The organism is Mesorhizobium sp. B2-3-14, assembly GCF_006442175.1.
Lineage (GTDB): Bacteria > Pseudomonadota > Alphaproteobacteria > Rhizobiales > Rhizobiaceae > Mesorhizobium > Mesorhizobium australicum.
Genome location: NZ_VFVP01000015.1, coordinates 106,066 through 121,728 on the forward strand (window position 1 = coordinate 106,066; position 15,663 = coordinate 121,728).

Here is a 15,663-nt window from a genome sequence, read left to right on the forward strand (position 1 = left end):
CGACGCGGCCGCCGGGATGATGGATTGAAGCCCCGCTCCGTGAACGGCATCACGTTCACAGCATCTGACCGCCGCAAGCTAGCATATCTTCGACGGAGACCAAATAAAAGCAACGCATGAACCTGGCGAGCATTGTTCGTGGAAGGCGCCTCTCCCACTGCGCCGGCAAGCTGCTAGAATGCCTTGGTTTCAGGGGACAGTGGCTTTCAATGTTCATCTCGCTTCAGATCAGCAATGTCGACCGGCTGCCGCCAGGGGTCGCGACGAGCTATGCCGCCCGCGACCGCGGCTTCGAAATCGGGCGCGAAAACTGCGACTGGACGCTGTCCGACCCTGCCAAACTCATCTCGGGGAGGCATTGCGAAATCCGCTATCAGACGGGCTCGTTCTGGCTATACGACCTGTCGCGCAACGGCACTTTCGTCAACGGCTCCAGCCAGCGCCTGAATGCGCCCCATCGATTAGACCGAGGCGACCGGCTGCTGATCGGCCAGTATGTCATCACTGTCTCGATCGACGAAGAGCGCGTTGGCGCCGGTCGTCCGCAAGCCAGGACCGGCTCGACGCAACGCGAGTTGCCGGCCTCGACGGGACGGTCGCTTGAGCCCGGCAGCGCACCGTTGCCCACACCGGCAGAACACAGCCCGGGCCAGGCAGCGAAAATGTCGATGTCGTCGGCGCCGAGCCCCGGCCCTGATGTCCCAGTCAAGCAGCCGGCGGAAGCCGACCGGATACTTGGTGATATCGCCAGGGCGGCCGGCTTGTCGCCGGAGCTGTTGGCGTCGCGCGACCCGCATGATGTCGCTGCCGAGATCGGCGCGGTTTTGCGAACCACAGTCGAGCAATTGTCCTTGCTGCTCAAGGCGCGCGCGGCGGCCAAGGTGCTCGCCAAGAGCGCGCATCGCACGATGATCGGCGCCGCGGACAACAACCCGCTGAAATTCGTGCCGGGCACCGACGACATGCTGGAAATCATGTTTGCCAAGCGGCGGGCGGGTTATCTGGATGCCAGACGCAGCATCGAGGATGCGTTCGACGACCTGAAGACCCACGAAATCGCAACCTACGCAGCCATGCAGGCCGCGCTCTCAAGGCTGCTCGACGACCTGTCGCCGGAGGCAATCGCCAGAAGAATCCCGCCTGCCTCCTTTTCATCCAGGAAGAGCCAAGCCTGGGATGCGCTCGTCGCGACGTGGCGGACGATGGAAGACAAGCACGAAAACGGCATGCTGGATGTCTTTCTTGCCTATTTCGCCGAAGCCTACGCCAAGGCTGGCAAGCAGAAATAGCCTCGCGCCAGATGGCGTTGGTAGCACTCGCTATGCAACTTCATGGAAAAGCCGCTTCCTTGACATCCTGCTTTCCGATTTCAATCGGCTTCCTGTGCGACTAGAATGGCATAGGAGCGCTTGCCAAGCTGGCAAGCGGCGCGGCTTGGGGCGTGTGCAGGAATGTCATGTTTCGGCAAAATCAGACCTTCCATCCGGCTCGCTGCTGATACTGAGCCTCCTATGCCGCTTTCCTCCTGTCTGAAAGACGCCCGTTGGACTTCGTCGGTGGTGCGCCGATGAGCTCGAAGGACGATTCCTCCGAGCCTCCGGATAAAACCGTCATCCGCGTGCCACGGCCAAGGCAAAGGCCGCTCGTGGCTCCCGCTGGTTCCGGTCTGCAAAGCGTGCCCCCTCTCCCCTCACCCGCCAGGGAATCGACAGTGTTCGACCCCGGCGCCGGCCAGCAGTTGCCCCCCGGCTGGTCGTCGGGAACCGTGGTTGTTCAGGACAACGAAGCGGTTGCTGCAAAAAGACCGGTGTTGCAGCAGGATGCCTTGCTCCACGCCACCGCTGGCGTGAAGTATGCCGCGGCCAATCCCATCCTTGCCACCGCAGCCCCCTTGCTCATGCTGTTCGGCCAGTTGCGGCTGATGCCGGTCGAACGCCAAGCGGCCGCTTTGGCCGAGCATATCGCGGACAACATCGATAGCTTCGACCGTGCCACGGCCAAAGCCGGAATTGCCGAACAAGACGCGCGGATCGCCAAGTTTGCGCTTTGCGAAACCGCCGACGACCTCATCGGCAATCTGCCCTGGCCGGACAAACATACCTGGCTGCGGCACAGTATGGTGATGAAGTTCTTCCACACGCAGCCGACAGGGACGGGCTTTTACGAGGCGCTGAACAATATCCTCGCCAAGCCTGAAGGGCATTGCGACCTGCTCGAATTGATGCATGCCTGCCTTTCGCTGGGCTTCCAAGGCCAGTATCGGGCATTGTCGGGTGAGCGCAACACACTCGAGCGCGTCCGGCGCGACGTCTACGACACACTGCGCTATTTTAGGCCACGTGCCGCAGACGAGATTTCGCCCAGGTGGCAAGGCATGGCGGCGGCGATGCCCAGGCCAGCAGGGCGGCTGCCGCTGTGGGCGATCGCAGCCGCCGCCGCGACCCTGGTGACGGTAGCCTTTTTCTGGCTGAGGATATTGATCACCGACGAAGGCGATGTCACTGCCAGCGAGTTGCTGGCGCTCAATCCATCCAGTCCGGTTATGATTGAACGGGCCAGCGTAGAGGCGCCCGCCGAGCCGGCGCGAGCCGACCCGCCACCACCTACGGCTGCGAACACCACGCAGATCGACCGCATCCGCACCGCACTCGCCAAGGAGGTCGCGGGCGGTGGACTGAGCGTCGGCACCAAGGGCGACTTCATCGTCGTAGAGATCAGCAGCCAGCTCTTGTTCGTGCCCGGCCAGGCCGGGGTAACGGCACAGTTCCAGCCCATCGCGACAGACATCGCCTCGGCGCTCGATGCCGAACCCGGACCGATCAAAATCGTCGGCCATACCGACAACGTGAAGCCGAAGAAGTCGAGCACATTCAAGTCGAATTTCGACCTTTCTGTTGCACGTGCAAAAGCGGTGCAGGCCATGATGGCCAAGCAATTGAAGGACCCGTCGCGCCTGAGCGTCGAAGGCAAGGGCGAAGACGAACCCATTGCCGACAATGCGACCGCCGACGGCCGGGCCAAGAACCGCCGCGTCGACGTGATACTCCCAAAGCAGGACGAGTTATGAGCCGGCGCGGCGAGGAGCTGATCGGCTGGGTGCTGCGGATCTTCAGCGCGCTTGCCCTGGTCGGCTTCTCGGCCGCCGTCTGGTATGCCGGACCCCTGATCCGCTTCGCCGACACCCGCCCGCTTGGGTCGGTGTGGCTCAGGGCACTCATCATCGGCACGACCGCGATCGTGCTTGCGTCTTTCTACGGCATTGGCTTCTGGCAAAGACGCAAGGCGCAACAGGCGCTCGAAACGGCCATTGTGCGCGGCGACGAGCGCAACGACGATTCACTGGTGCTCGAAGCGCGCATGAGCGAAGCCATCGCGACGCTCAGGCGGACGAGCCGCAAGCGCAACTTCCTTTATGATGTCCCCTGGTACATCGTCATCGGTCCGCCAGGCGCCGGCAAGACGACGGCGCTGGTCAACTCCGGCCTCAACTTTCCGCTTGCGGGCTCCGGCAACGCCCAGCCGGTGACTGGCGTCGGCGGCACGCGGTCATGCGACTGGTGGTTTACCGATGAAGCCGTGCTGATCGATACGGCCGGCCGCTACACGACGCACGAATCGGACCGCGAACGCGACCAGGGGAGCTGGCTTGCATTCCTGGGATTGCTTAAGAAAACCCGCCCCAGGCAACCAATCAACGGGGTGATCCTCGCCATCAGCCTCGCCGATCTCATCAGCCTCGACGACCAGCATATCGATGCGCATGTCACCGAGATAAGGAGCCGTCTGCGCGAATTGCACGAGACGCTCAAGATCCAGTTTCCCGTCTATCTGCTTTTCACCAAAGCCGACCTCTTGTCGGGCTTCATGGATTATTTCGGCGGCTTTGATGACGTGCGCAGGCGCCAGGTATGGGGCGCGACGTTCCAGACCGCCGATCGCACAAGGAACATGGCCGGCGAGGCAGCGGCTGAGTTCGACGGCCTGGCGCAGCGCTTGGCAGAAGAACTCGTCGAGCGCTTGCAGGAAGAGGCCGACCCGGTGGCGCGCATCGCCATCTTCGACTTCCCGGCGCAGTTCGGCGCCCTCAGGAACCGGACCGCGCATTTCATCGGCAGTTTGTTCGATGCCTCCCGATCGCGGGTGAATGTCAGCTTGCGGGGCCTCTATTTCTCCTCGGGTACTCAGGAAGGAACACCGTTCGACCAGGTACTGGGCACAATCGGGCGCAGCTTCGGCACCGCCTCGCAGGCGCATCTTTCGGGGACCGGCAAGAGCTTCTTCCTGCACGATCTCCTGACCAAGGTGATCTTCCCGGAATCAGGTTGGGTATCTGTCGACCGGGTGGCCGAGCGGCGCGCCAGACTTGCGAGATTGGGTGGCCTCGCCACGATTGCGCTGGCGACGTTGACGGCGCTCGGCGTGCTTGGGCTGAGCTTCTTCGCCAACCAGTCCCTGATCACGTCCACCAGGCAGTCCATGGCCCACTATCGCGACAGCGCCGATGCGCTGCTCAAGAGCACTATGGTGAGCGACGTCGACCTCGAAAATGTCATCGGTCCGCTCGACCAGTTGCGCAACCTGCCAGCGGGGTTCGAGACCGGCGACCAGGGAAAGCCGATCGAGGAGACGTTCGGGCTTGGCCAGCGCGACAGGCTGCTGTCGGCCTCGAAGGATGCCTATCGGCAAGCGCTCGAGCGGACATTCCGCTCCCGCCTCCTGGTGCAGGCGGAGCGGACCATCCAGGCCAAGATTGCCGATCCAATCGCACTCTACGAGCCGCTTAAGATCTATCTCATGCTCGGCGGAAAGGCTCCGAAGGTCGATAACGAGTTGATTGTTTCCTGGATGAAGCAGGATTGGGAAGTGAACCGCTATCCGGGCGAGAACAACCGCGAGGGCCGCGCGCAGCTCGAAAAGCATCTGCGCGCGATGCTTGCCCTGGATGACGCCTACGATCCCGTCTTCGAGCTCAACCAGCCATTGATCGAAGCCGCGCAGCGCTCGCTTGGCCGCATGAGCCTTGCCGACCGCGCTTCAGCGCTGATCAAGTCGGCGGTCTACGCGGCAAGGCTGCAGAGCTTCCCAGTCGCAGCAAAAGCCGGCCCTGAGGCACAGCTCGTGTTCGAACGCGCGGATGGCGGCGATCTCGCGGATCTGGACGTTCCCGGGCTTTACACGCGCGATGGCTTCAACCGTTTCTTCCTGCCGCAGCTCTCGCGCATCGCGCAAATCCTCGTCAATGACCAATGGGTGCTTGGCGGCGGCGGGGAACAGGGCGGCATCGACCAGGATCTGCCCAAGCTCGGTCCAGAACTGATCGACCGCTACGGCAAGGAATTCTCCGCCGCGTGGAACGGCGTCCTTGACCAGCTGATGTTCAAGGCATTGCTCGAAGACAAGCCGCGATATCTGTCGCTTTCCGCTCTCGCCGCGCCGGACTCGCCTCTTGCTCAGCTCTCCACGGCGATCGCCGACGAGACCGCGTTGACAAAGGATAAGATGGTCGAAGGCGAAGGCGGCGCGGCGCAAGAGGATCTCGCCAGCATGGCCAAAGGCCTGGCTCGCATCGGCCTGCAGATCGCCGGCGGCAAGTCGCAGAGCCGTGCCGGCTCTGGCTCGGCTGTCGCACACAGTGCCGGGGCGAACGTCGAGGCGCAGTTTCGATCGTTCCAGTCCCTGGTCAGCGGCGCAAACGGAGGGCGGCCCATCGATGCGTTGACGCGGAATTTCCGCGATATCTTTCAAAGCCTGAGGCTTTCGGCCGACGATCCTTCACAGACCGAACGCGTCAACGCCAACCTGCAGCTGCAGATCTCCACACTGCGCGCCAATGTCTCGCGTCTTCCAAAGCCGCTTGCGCGCATGGTCAACTCGGCAGCGGACGAGTTTGCTGGCAGTGTCGCCGAAGCCTCGCTGGCCAACCTCAACCAGAACCTCGACCAGACGGTCACACGAGCCTGCGAGGAGGCGGTCGGCGGTCGCTTTCCCTTCGCAAGGGACGCTACGCAAGAGATCTCGATAGCGGATTTCGCAAAGCTTTTCGCGCCGGGCGGGCTGATTGACCGTTTCTTTGCGCAGAACCTTGCGTCGCTCATCGACATGAGCGGCCAGGAATGGACCTGGAGACAGGATGCCCGCGCCGGCCACGACTTGGCGAAGTCGACCCTGAAATCCTTTCAGTCGGCCGCAGAGATCCGCAGCGCCTTCTTCCCGTCCGGCGGCTCTGTGCCCTCGGTTTCGATGACCATCACGCCGTCTACGCTCAATGGAGACGCAGACAACGCCTTTCTCAACGTTGACGGCCAGACCATCCAGAGCAGCCAGACGGACAACGCGCCGAGCACGGTGACGTGGCCAAACAGCACAGCCTCGGCTTCCGCCAGCCTCACCTTGATGCCGCAAATGCCCGGCCGCGACTCGGCTATCAAATTCGAGGGACCGTGGGCGTTCAAGCGTCTGCTGGACAAGGCGACCATCACCGCCAGCGGCGAAGCCCGCTTCGTGATCGGCGGACGCGACGTCTCTTACATGATCCAGACCGGACCGGCGGCAAATCCGTTCCTGTTGCCAGCCCTGGCCGACTTCAGCTGTCCGAAGGCGTTCTGACATGGCCCTGTACAAGCGCAGCGCCGGCTGCGGCACTCATTTTGGTACTCTAATGGATGCGCTTATGGCAAAGTGGCCTGGGCACGCTGCCCGGGGTTGGTCACAGGGGACGCTCGCGAAGCGCTAGGTGGCAAATTGAGCACTGTCGCCCTTTCCATCGAAAGCTTCGGCGTGACCCATAGAGGCTGCGTGCGCGACCACAACGAGGACAACTATCTGATAGAGCCGCAGACCGGTCTCTGGGTGGTGGCGGATGGCATGGGCGGGCACGAAGCCGGCGAGGTCGCGTCGGCCAGCATCGTCGACCATCTGGCAACGATCGGCATAGCGAGCTCGGCACCCGACCTTCGTGCGCGCTTCGAGGACCGGCTGAGCCGCGCCAACTCCGAGATCCGCGAGATCTCGCGATCCCGCGGCATCACCATCGGCTCGACCTTCGCCGCCTTGCTTGCCATGGATGGACGGTTCGCGGGCCTATGGGCCGGCGACAGCCGCATCTACCTGATCCGTGACGGGACAATCTTTCAGGTCTCGAAGGATCACACCGAGGTCCAGGAACTGGTGGATCGCGGCATGATCAGCGCGCAAGAGGCGCTTACCTGGCCGCGCCGCCACGTCATCACCCATGCAGTCGGGGTGAGCGACGAGCTCGAGATCGATTTCCAGCAGGGCGAGCTGATGGCGGGGGATGTCTTCGTCCTGAGCACCGACGGACTGACGGCTCATGTCAGCGACGCCGAGATCGAAGCCGCAGTCAGATCGGCAACGCCGCAGGCGGCGTGCCGGAGCCTGCTGGAGACGGTGCTGGCGCGGGGCGGCACGGACAATGTGACCATCGTACTCGTGAAGATCGGCGGCGGGCGCAACCGTGCGCCCCATCCGGATCGGTCCGGACCGGAGAGCCTCGCGAGATGAGCGACGACGATAAAACGCGGATATCGACCAACGTCACCTATGCCGGCGCCGGCACGCAGCTCAGCGGCATCTACGAACTCGACGAGAGGATCGCGTCCGGCGGCATGGGAGAAGTCTATCGCGGCCACAACATCCAAACCGGCGATCACGTGGCGATTAAGATCGTCCTGCCCGAATTCGCCCGTGACCAGACGATCCTGTCGCTGTTCCGCAAGGAAGCATCGATCCTCAACCATCTGTCGCATGACGCGGTGGTTCGCTATCACGTCTTCACCATCGATCCGAAGATCGGCCGCCCCTACCTGGCAATGGAGTTCGTGGACGGCCAATCACTTTTTGATGTGATGCGTCACGGAGCGATGCAGGGGGAAGACGTGCGGCGCCTTTGCCATCGCTTGACCTCGGGGCTGGCGGCTGTGCATCAGGCGGGCGCGATTCACCGCGACCTTTCGCCGGACAACATCATCCTGCCTGGCGGGCGGGTGGAGCACGCCAAGATCATTGATTTCGGTATCGCTCGCTCGGCGACCGCAGGCGGTGAAACGCTGATCGGTGGGAAGTTCGCCGGCAAATACAATTACGTATCGCCCGAACAGCTCGGCCTCTATGGCGGCGAGGTCAGTGAGCAGTCCGATATCTATAGTCTCGGCTTGGTACTCGCCGCCGCACTGCGCGGAAAGCCACTCGACATGAGCGGCTCGCAGTACGAGGTCATCGAAAAACGCCGGAACGTCCCAGACCTGTCTGACATCGATCCCGAGTTCCACGATCTCCTCGGCGCCATGCTGCAGCCCGACCCGCGCGATCGGCCCGCCAGCATGGCCGAGATCGCCAGGGCAACGCGTGGCGAGGATGTCGAGCTGACATTGCCGCCCGTATCGTATGGTTCGCGCGAACGCTCCGGCTTGCCGCGCGCCGGCTGGACGGCACTGCCCACCTCCAGGCTCGAGCCTTCGGCATCTCCGGGCGAACAACGCTTTGTCGAGCATGTGCGGCCGGCGCATCTGTCGCAAGCAGCGTCGGCGTCGACGCCCGGCACGACCGTTCCGGCTGAGCCGCGAAAGTCGGGGCGGATGCCAGCCATCGCTGCCGGCCTGGTAACGCTGGCGGTCCTGTTGGGAGGCGGCCTTTATGTCAGTGGCATCCTGGCGCGGCCGCCGGCCGAAGGGACCCTCAAGCCCCTGACATCAAAACCGGTGGTGCAGACGCCGCAACCGGAAGCATCGCAGCCGGCGCCATCATCACCGCTGCAGCCGGAGCCGTCAAAACAAGACAACGCTGCCACCGAACAAACGGCAATGCCACCTGCGCTGCCGGATGCTCAGGTGAAGACCACAATACCGGCCGCGGACCAGGCGGACGCAGCAGGCAAGCAGAGACCGCAGCAGGCCAAGCCCCCCGAAATGCCGGTGCCGACCCCGCGCCCCGAGCTGCCATCGGCAACAAAATCACAGCAGGTCGCCGGCCAGGAGCCGACGGGCCAGCCGGTGATCGCCGACAGGCAGGCGCCTATGGTGCCGCCCATCGGCGAGACCGCACCATCCATGGCTCAACCCGAAGCAACGGCTACTCCGCCGGTCGAGATCAAGCCTGCCGAGACGCCGGCCGCGACCCGATCAAACGCGGTGTCGGTGGCTAAGCCCGAGGCGAAGGCGAACCCGCCGCAGCCAGTCGGCGAGCCGCCGGGGACGTCGGCGGCAAGTCAGACGCAGGCAGAGGGCAAGCCGGCGCGGGAAGCAAACCCGCCGGCGACGAAACCAAGCGCAACCGAGCTGGTCGATAAGCTTTCCAAAATGGCCAAGCCGGAGGCTTCATCGCCGACGATTGCGCAAAGCCCAGTGCCGGCTCTGCCGGTCAGCCCGCCGGCTCAGCCGGTGCCGCCGACTGCGATCGCCAGCAAGCCGCTGCCAGCCGCGCCGACCGCAGCGGCGAACACGCCGCAACCGTCCCAGCAACCGCGGCCGCCGTTGACCACGCAGCCCGAACACACCGACGTCGCCATCAACATGCCCAAGCCGGCGGTGCCGCCAGCGGCGGCAGTCGACGAGACGGCGCAACGTGCGTTGTGGGTGCGCGACTTCAGTGGCGGCGACTGTTTCTACGCGTCGCTGACATCCCAAAGCGCCAGCGCCGCCGCAATCGAAGGCTTCGCAACCGCCGTGCAGCCCTTCGAGCAGATGCTCAATGACTTTCAGTCGAGGTTCCATCTCGAGCCCGATATCAGCGTCCGTGTCATCGACCAGCCCCAGTGTGAAGTGACCAGGTTCCTGCGCTTGCTCGACCGCAACCAGGTGGAAAGGCCGCAACTGGTTCTCGACCGGACGGCGGTGCCGGACGGCGCGCCGATCAGGGGCACGCTGGCAACCCATGGCGGGCTCGTTTCCAACGTTATGCTGATCGACCACAGAGGCATCGCCTTCAACCTTGATGACCGCATGGTGGCGCAGGCTGACAAGGCGACTTTCAGCATTCCGATTGGTTTGGGCGCCGCCGACAAGGCGGCCGGCAAAGCCCTGCCGCAGATCATGCTGGTGATCACCGGACCGCACGACATTCGGGCCGCGAGCTTCTCCAGGCCGACACCAGCCTCCGACCTTTTGCCAAAGATCCTCGAGGAGATCGAGGCCGACGGCTCGCAATTCTCCGCCGCCGCGAAGTATTTCAGGCTCGGCGGATAGATATGAACGCCGATGGACCTTCGCGCCCTGCATTTATTTTGCCCGCCTTCCGCACGCATAAAGCGTAGCTGGTCTGGACGCTTGCTGGCCAACCGCGTCGCGTTTTCCGCGCTGTTGGGCGCAGCACTGCTCCTTGCCGTCTCGACCGACAGCGCGCATGCGGAATTCACCGTCTGCAACCAGACCCTCGACGTCGTCAATCTCGCCGTCGGACAAAAGATCGACGATGCCGACCAGACCGACGGCTGGTGGACCATTGGCGCCAACCAATGCGTGAACGTCATCCGCGAGGAACTGACCAACCGGTACGTATACCTCTACGCGACCGACGTGTTCGGCCATGCGATCCTCAGCGGATCGACCGAAATGTGTGTTGATCGACACCGCTTCTCTATCCGTGGCATCGACGAGTGCTGGCAGCGCGGTCATATCGCGGCCCGTTTCGTCGAAGTCGATACGCTCGAGCAGGTGCGTTGGACCTATTTCCTGACCGGAAACGGCCCGTGACGCACCGTATCGACACGAGCTTCAAACAAAAGAAGCTGGCGCGCCAGAGTGAGCGCAGACGCAAACTTTGGCACCGCTTTCTTGCTGGCCTTGCCGCGCTCATCGTCATTGCGATTGCCACCGGGTTTTATCTCACCCGGGATGACTGGTCGTTCGGCGACGAGAATGAAGAGCTGCATCCCGTCGAAGGTATGGATGACATACCCCCCGACGCCTCGGTCTATGTGCCGGCCATCATCGATCTTGCCGGTGACCCGATGTGGATCACGCTGGCACCCGATGACGAGACCGCCACGAAGGGCCGCACGATTGCGCGCCCGGCCGAACTCGACAGTTCCGGGGCTTCGCCGCAGATCGAGATCCTGTCCGACGTGATGTTGAGCGCCAGCGAGAAGTTCATGACGACGATCCCCTCCACGCAGGAGGACTTTGCCTTCTTCCAGGCGCAGCGGCAGGCTGCGCCGAAGCCCTCCGCCGCGGCACCCGAGGGCCACGAGCCGACCGCGCCCGAACCTGCCGTCGCGTCCGAGGATCAACGCGATGATCTGGCGAACGACCTGCAGGCGGCGCCTGAAGGGGGGGAGATGTCCCCGGGTTCGGCGCTCAAAGCTGACGCGGACGACCCCGAGGCCGGCTGGGGCGAGACCATTGACCAAGGCGAGAAAGCGCTGCCCGCCTTTGAGAAGACCGCCATTGAGAACAACACCACGGTCGCGACCGTCATCAGCGATTATCAGCGCTACGAGGCAACAGAGGACACTTTCGTGAAAGTTCTCAACGAGCGCAGTCTGGACAGCGTCGCGCTCGACGCGCATTTCTCCGCGGACGATGCCAGGCTTGCGGGCGAGGCGCTGAAAGCGGTGTTCAACCGCGATCGGCTGGAGCCTGGTTTTGTGGTGGCCCTGCGCGGTTTCCGGCCGAACCGTGAGACGACGACCATGTCGCTGATGCAGGTCTCCGTCTACGCAAGGAACCTTTACGTCGGCACACTGACCCGCAATGTCGGGGGCGCCTTTGTTGCAGGCGTCGATCCCTGGGTGCGCGAGGACCTCTTCAACTATTCCGGTGGTTCGGATCAGGGTGGGCCGAAGCGGCAGTACCGTCTGCTCGACGCAATCTACTCGACGGCGGCGCGCAACAAGGTGCCGACCAGCGTGATCGGCGAAGCGATCATGTATCTGTCGAGAGGACAGGATCTGGACGCCTTCGCCGGTGAGGACCAACGCCTGGTGCTGATCTACTCGCAGACCCCGCGCGGCCAAGGCGAGATTTCCGGACGGGTGCTTTACGTCGGCGTCCTGGGTAAGGACAAAAACCTCGACTGCTTCGTCTACCAGCAAGCCGACGGGCAGTATGCCTGCGTCACCGGCGATGATCAGGTTCGTTCGCAGACCGTCACCAACGGCATGATCACGCCAGTGAGCGGGGTGATGACGTCGACCTTCGGCCCGCGTAGGCATCCAATCCTCGGAACGGTTCGAATCCACAAAGGCGTCGACTGGGCAGCCCCCGTGGGCACGCCCATCATGGCCGCCTACGACGGCGAGATCAGCTTCCAAGGCGACGGCGGCAGCTATGGCAATCTGGTCAAGATCACCCATTCAAACGGGCGCGAGACGCGCTACGCCCATATGCAGAAATTCGCCATTGCCAGCGGCGTCGGCACCAAAGTGAAGGCAGGCGACGTCATCGGCTATATTGGCACGACCGGGCTCTCGACCGGACCGCATCTGCATTTCGAACTTTATCAAAACGGCGAGGCGATCGATCCGCTCGGGACGGTTACCACGGTTGCCAGCGCTGAGTCCCCCAGCTCTGGCCGATCCGCAGGCTCTGGCGATGCCGCGGTCGAAACGCTAACCGACCGGATCGTACATGTTGAAAGCGGCGGCAGCGCCCGCGCCAAGAATCCCAACTCGTCGGCAACCGGGGCTGGCCAGTTCATCACCAAGACCTGGATACGGATGATGAACACCTATCGTCCCGATCTAGCCCGTTCGCTCTCGACCGCCGACCTGCTCGCGCTTCGCTATGACGTGACGTTGTCGCGTGAAATGGTGCGCAATCTGGCGCGCGAAGGCGAAGCCTATCTGCGCGCCCGCGGCCACCAGATAACGGCGGGTCGCCTTTACCTGTGCCACTTCCTTGGCATGGAAGGAGCGCACCAGGTGCTGGCCGCGTCCGGCACGTCGCAATTGAGCGCCGTTTTGGGTTCAGCGGTGATCGAGGCCAATCCCTTCCTCATCGGCAAGACCGCTGGCTATGTCATCGACTGGGCCGAGCGGAAGATGGGTCAAAAAGTGCCGCGCGTGGTGACGGATGCGGGCCAGCCGGCGACGACCACCGAAGTTCGGCAGACGTCACCGGAGTTCGAAAAATACAAGCAGGCGATAACAGCGCTGCTCAATTCGATCCAAGGTGTGCTTGAGCCGGGCTAATTAAGGATCGGCCGGTCGGCGAGCCTACTCGGTCCTGACACGCATCTCCACGCGGCGGTTGACCGGATCGTAAGGGTTAGCGACCCGCGGATGCGATTTGCCAACGCCGATTGCTTCCAGTCTGGCAGGTTCTACCCCGTTGGCTGTCAAGAATGCCGCCACCGATTGCGCCCTTCGCTGCGAAAGGTCCTGGTTGTACCGATCCGAGCCCGTCGCATCGGTATGCCCCTCGACGACAAAGCTGAACGTGCTCAACCGATTGTCCTTGAGCGCCTTTGCGAACTCATCGAGTTCGGTGCGCGCGATCTGGTCGAGTTGAGCCGAATCAAGGGCGAAATTGATCATCATGTCGAGACCAGCTTTTTGTGGGGCTGAACCGGTCTTCTCCGCCTTGCTCTTGCACTCTTCCTCCGTACCGACGCAGATGCCGCGCGAGGCACCGAGATTGCCGGGCTGATTGGCGAAGAACTTCACGATGTCTTCCGAATTTTGAAGCGGATCGGCACAGACGTGCGTTGCAAGAAGCATGGCCGCTAATGCCAAGGCTGAACTGACCCATCGCATGACCGTCACTCCAGTGTGAGTGGATTTGCTGGCGCCTACCATAGCAAATTGGGAAGCGATTGTCTGTGACCAAACGCATGCTGCTCGTGGCGACCACCTGTTGAGGTCTGACGCTTGACCGGCGCTCGCCCACAGGCTTGAGTGCTTCTCTGCTGGCTCGTGGGGATGTGGCAGCCATGGCTAATGAACTCGGGTACAGAACGGCACGGGATCTGTTCATTGCTTGTCCCGCCATCGCCAGGGACATGAAATCGCTGGCGACGGGTCAGCCGCCCCTAGATTTTTGCCGCAGCCTGCTTGCCGGGCGCGTGCCGGAAGAAGCAGTCACGTTCTGTGCCTACCTGCTACCCGAGCGAGCCGCCGTCTGGTGGGGACATGAATGCTTGAGCAATGTCGCCGAGCTGCTCGCTGGGCAGGACCTCGAATTGCTAGCGCTTGTCCATGCCCGCGTCGGCGAGCCTGACAATGTTCAACATCAAGCAGCCTTGAGCAATTCCTTGCAGCTGCCGCCGGCAACCCCGGCCGCCTGGATCGCACTGGCAGCGGTATGGCGTCACCCGACGCTCAAAATGGAGTCCAGCGGATTCCCCGCCGCCCATGCCGTCAATGCCGCAATCCTGGCGGGACTGGCCCGCGCGGCGCTGGCGGACCGATTTACCTTGCTTTCCGCCTTTGTCGAAATGGGCATCGAGATGGCTCAGCTTGAGGCGTAACGGGTTCGCCGTTCGCCTCCCCTGCTTGCCCTCCCTCGTCGCTGGCACCAGCCCAGCACTACTACTGGCAGCCGCCTTGCGCCCATCTGGCCAGCGCGACCTTGAATCGGGTACCCAGCGGATGCTGCAGGCGAAGGACCGAGACGTCGTTGGCAGCGAAATTCTTCGCCTGCTCGCAAAGCCGGGCCTCGTTCCACTCATGGCAGCTGTCGCAGTGCTTGCCTTCCCACACCGACTTGTCGAGACCTTCGACCGGACTGAAAAGCGGTTCGCCCTTGATCAATTGGGCGATGCTCTTGCCGTCGATCACCGGATCCCCGAACGTGACCGGGCGATCGAAAAAGATTGGCCCGTCAGTGGCAAGCTTCGGGATCTTCGCTCGAAGAACATCGAGCGCAAGCTGGTCGTCAGTCTGGGCTGACGAGCCGCCGGTGTTGCGCGTCCCGGAGCTGGCTTCATCAGGCGAGGTGCTCGCTTCACCCACGATCAGCGGCGCGTTGAGATCGACCTTGTGCAGGACAACCTCGGTGGTCAGGGAGACATTGGTCCAGGGGCGCTGCTTACCGCCTGTCGCCCTGAAGACGTCGCTGGTTACCCTGTTCATCGCTTCGGTAATGGAGACATTGGATTCGCCAATGTGCTGAAGCAACGCCGTCGTGAAGGGCGAGTGGGCGCCGGACCCATCATAGGCGAGCTGGTTGGGACTGGCAGCGAACGCAATGAGCGTTCCGGCACCGCCGTTCTCAATCCCAATTTCCGCAAGCCCGCTGCTTGCACCTTTGATGCCCGCGGTCTTGGCCAGCACATCGACCAAAGGATTGTCCCGGCAAGCGTCCAGAAATACCAGCCTGATGCTGGTCTCGCGAGACATCTGCCGCAAAATGAGATCGACCGACACGGCCTCAAAGTCGAGCGAGGTTTCGTCCTCGAGTGCGGCATCCACCGGAAGCAGGTAATTCTTGCCGGAGACGTGCAAGCTATGTCCGGCATAGAAGAACAAGGCGACATCGGCGCCGCGCACCTGCTTGGCGAACTGGGCGACCGTCGCCTGCGTCTGCTGCTTGGTGAGGTCGAAACCGGAGACCACCTCGAAACCAAGGTTCTGCAGGCGCTCGACCATGGCCTGCGCGTCGCGCGCGGGATTGGCGAGCGGCGCGGCGTGCTGATATTGCGAGTTGCCCAGCACCAGCGCGACACGACGCTCGGCAGTGGCGGCGGTCAAGGTGAAAAGCAAGACCATCG

10 protein-coding genes are annotated in these 15,663 nt (G+C 63.0%); 8 read left to right on the forward strand and 2 right to left on the reverse strand.

Translation table 11 applies throughout. The features are described 5' to 3' along the window. The first annotated feature begins 209 nt into the window (after window positions 1-209). The 7 genes from tagH to FJ950_RS27445 all read left to right on the forward strand — a co-directional run bounded on the left by tagH (window position 210) and on the right by FJ950_RS27445 (window position 13,144). Window positions 210-1,289: a type VI secretion system-associated FHA domain protein TagH gene (gene tagH / locus FJ950_RS27415; RefSeq protein ID WP_140620090.1), complete on the forward strand. Its 1,080-nt coding sequence runs from the start codon at window positions 210-212 to the stop codon at window positions 1,287-1,289. A gap of 422 nt (window positions 1,290-1,711) precedes the next feature. After that, the gene (gene tssL, locus FJ950_RS27420; RefSeq protein ID WP_348641178.1) at window positions 1,712-3,067 is read left to right on the forward strand and encodes a type VI secretion system protein TssL, long form; all 1,356 of its coding nucleotides are present in this window, start codon (window positions 1,712-1,714) and stop codon (window positions 3,065-3,067) included. Beyond that, a complete protein-coding gene (gene tssM / locus FJ950_RS27425; protein WP_181171463.1) occupies window positions 3,064-6,606 on the forward strand; it encodes a type VI secretion system membrane subunit TssM in 3,543 nt (1,180 codons plus the stop codon). The genes tssL and tssM overlap by 4 nt, the downstream gene beginning before the upstream one ends. Window positions 6,607-6,741: 135 nt before the next feature. Next, window positions 6,742-7,521 carry a PP2C family serine/threonine-protein phosphatase gene (locus tag FJ950_RS27430; protein WP_140620094.1) on the forward strand — a complete coding sequence of 260 codons (780 nt, stop codon included), beginning with the start codon at window positions 6,742-6,744 and terminating at the stop codon, window positions 7,519-7,521. After that, window positions 7,518-10,199, forward strand: coding sequence for a serine/threonine-protein kinase (locus FJ950_RS27435; protein ID WP_140620096.1), 2,682 nt, complete (start codon window positions 7,518-7,520; stop codon window positions 10,197-10,199). The genes FJ950_RS27430 and FJ950_RS27435 overlap by 4 nt, the downstream gene beginning before the upstream one ends. A 12-nt stretch (window positions 10,200-10,211) precedes the next feature. Next, window positions 10,212-10,706: a DUF1036 domain-containing protein gene (locus FJ950_RS27440; RefSeq protein ID WP_181171465.1), complete on the forward strand. Its 495-nt coding sequence runs from the start codon at window positions 10,212-10,214 to the stop codon at window positions 10,704-10,706. Beyond that, window positions 10,703-13,144: a M23 family metallopeptidase gene (locus FJ950_RS27445; protein ID WP_140620134.1), complete on the forward strand. Its 2,442-nt coding sequence runs from the start codon at window positions 10,703-10,705 to the stop codon at window positions 13,142-13,144. Before FJ950_RS27440 ends, FJ950_RS27445 begins: the two co-directional genes overlap by 4 nt. Window positions 13,145-13,168: 24 nt before the next feature. Here the strand turns inward: FJ950_RS27445 and FJ950_RS27450 are convergent, their stop codons facing one another. After that, window positions 13,169-13,708: an OmpA family protein gene (locus FJ950_RS27450; RefSeq protein WP_224644304.1), complete on the reverse strand. Its 540-nt coding sequence runs from the start codon at window positions 13,706-13,708 to the stop codon at window positions 13,169-13,171. 176 nt (window positions 13,709-13,884) lie between these two features. On the opposite strand from FJ950_RS27450, the gene FJ950_RS27455 reads away from it, so the two are divergent. Further along, complete coding sequence (locus FJ950_RS27455) at window positions 13,885-14,421, forward strand: hypothetical protein (RefSeq protein ID WP_224644303.1); 537 nt, start codon at window positions 13,885-13,887, stop codon at window positions 14,419-14,421. A 61-nt stretch (window positions 14,422-14,482) separates the two neighbouring features. On the opposite strand, the gene FJ950_RS27460 is transcribed toward FJ950_RS27455, so the two are convergent. Further along, window positions 14,483-15,661, reverse strand: coding sequence for a caspase domain-containing protein (locus tag FJ950_RS27460; protein ID WP_181171467.1), 1,179 nt, complete (start codon window positions 15,659-15,661; stop codon window positions 14,483-14,485). Window positions 15,662-15,663: the final 2 nt, after the last annotated feature.

Excerpts from the sequence above, each read along its gene's own strand:
- tagH (WP_140620090.1), top strand. The coding sequence starts at position 210 with ATGTTCATCTCGCTTCAGATCAGCAATGTCGACCGGCTGCCGCCAGGG.
- tssM (WP_181171463.1), top strand. The coding sequence starts at position 3,064 with ATGAGCCGGCGCGGCGAGGAGCTGATCGGCTGGGTGCTGCGGATCTTC.
- FJ950_RS27435 (WP_140620096.1), top strand. The coding sequence starts at position 7,518 with ATGAGCGACGACGATAAAACGCGGATATCGACCAACGTCACCTATGCC.
- FJ950_RS27440 (WP_181171465.1), top strand. The coding sequence starts at position 10,212 with ATGGACCTTCGCGCCCTGCATTTATTTTGCCCGCCTTCCGCACGCATA.
- FJ950_RS27450 (WP_224644304.1), bottom strand. The coding sequence starts at position 13,708 with ATGCGATGGGTCAGTTCAGCCTTGGCATTAGCGGCCATGCTTCTTGCA.
- FJ950_RS27455 (WP_224644303.1), top strand. The coding sequence starts at position 13,885 with ATGGCTAATGAACTCGGGTACAGAACGGCACGGGATCTGTTCATTGCT.
- FJ950_RS27460 (WP_181171467.1), bottom strand. The coding sequence starts at position 15,661 with ATGGTCTTGCTTTTCACCTTGACCGCCGCCACTGCCGAGCGTCGTGTC.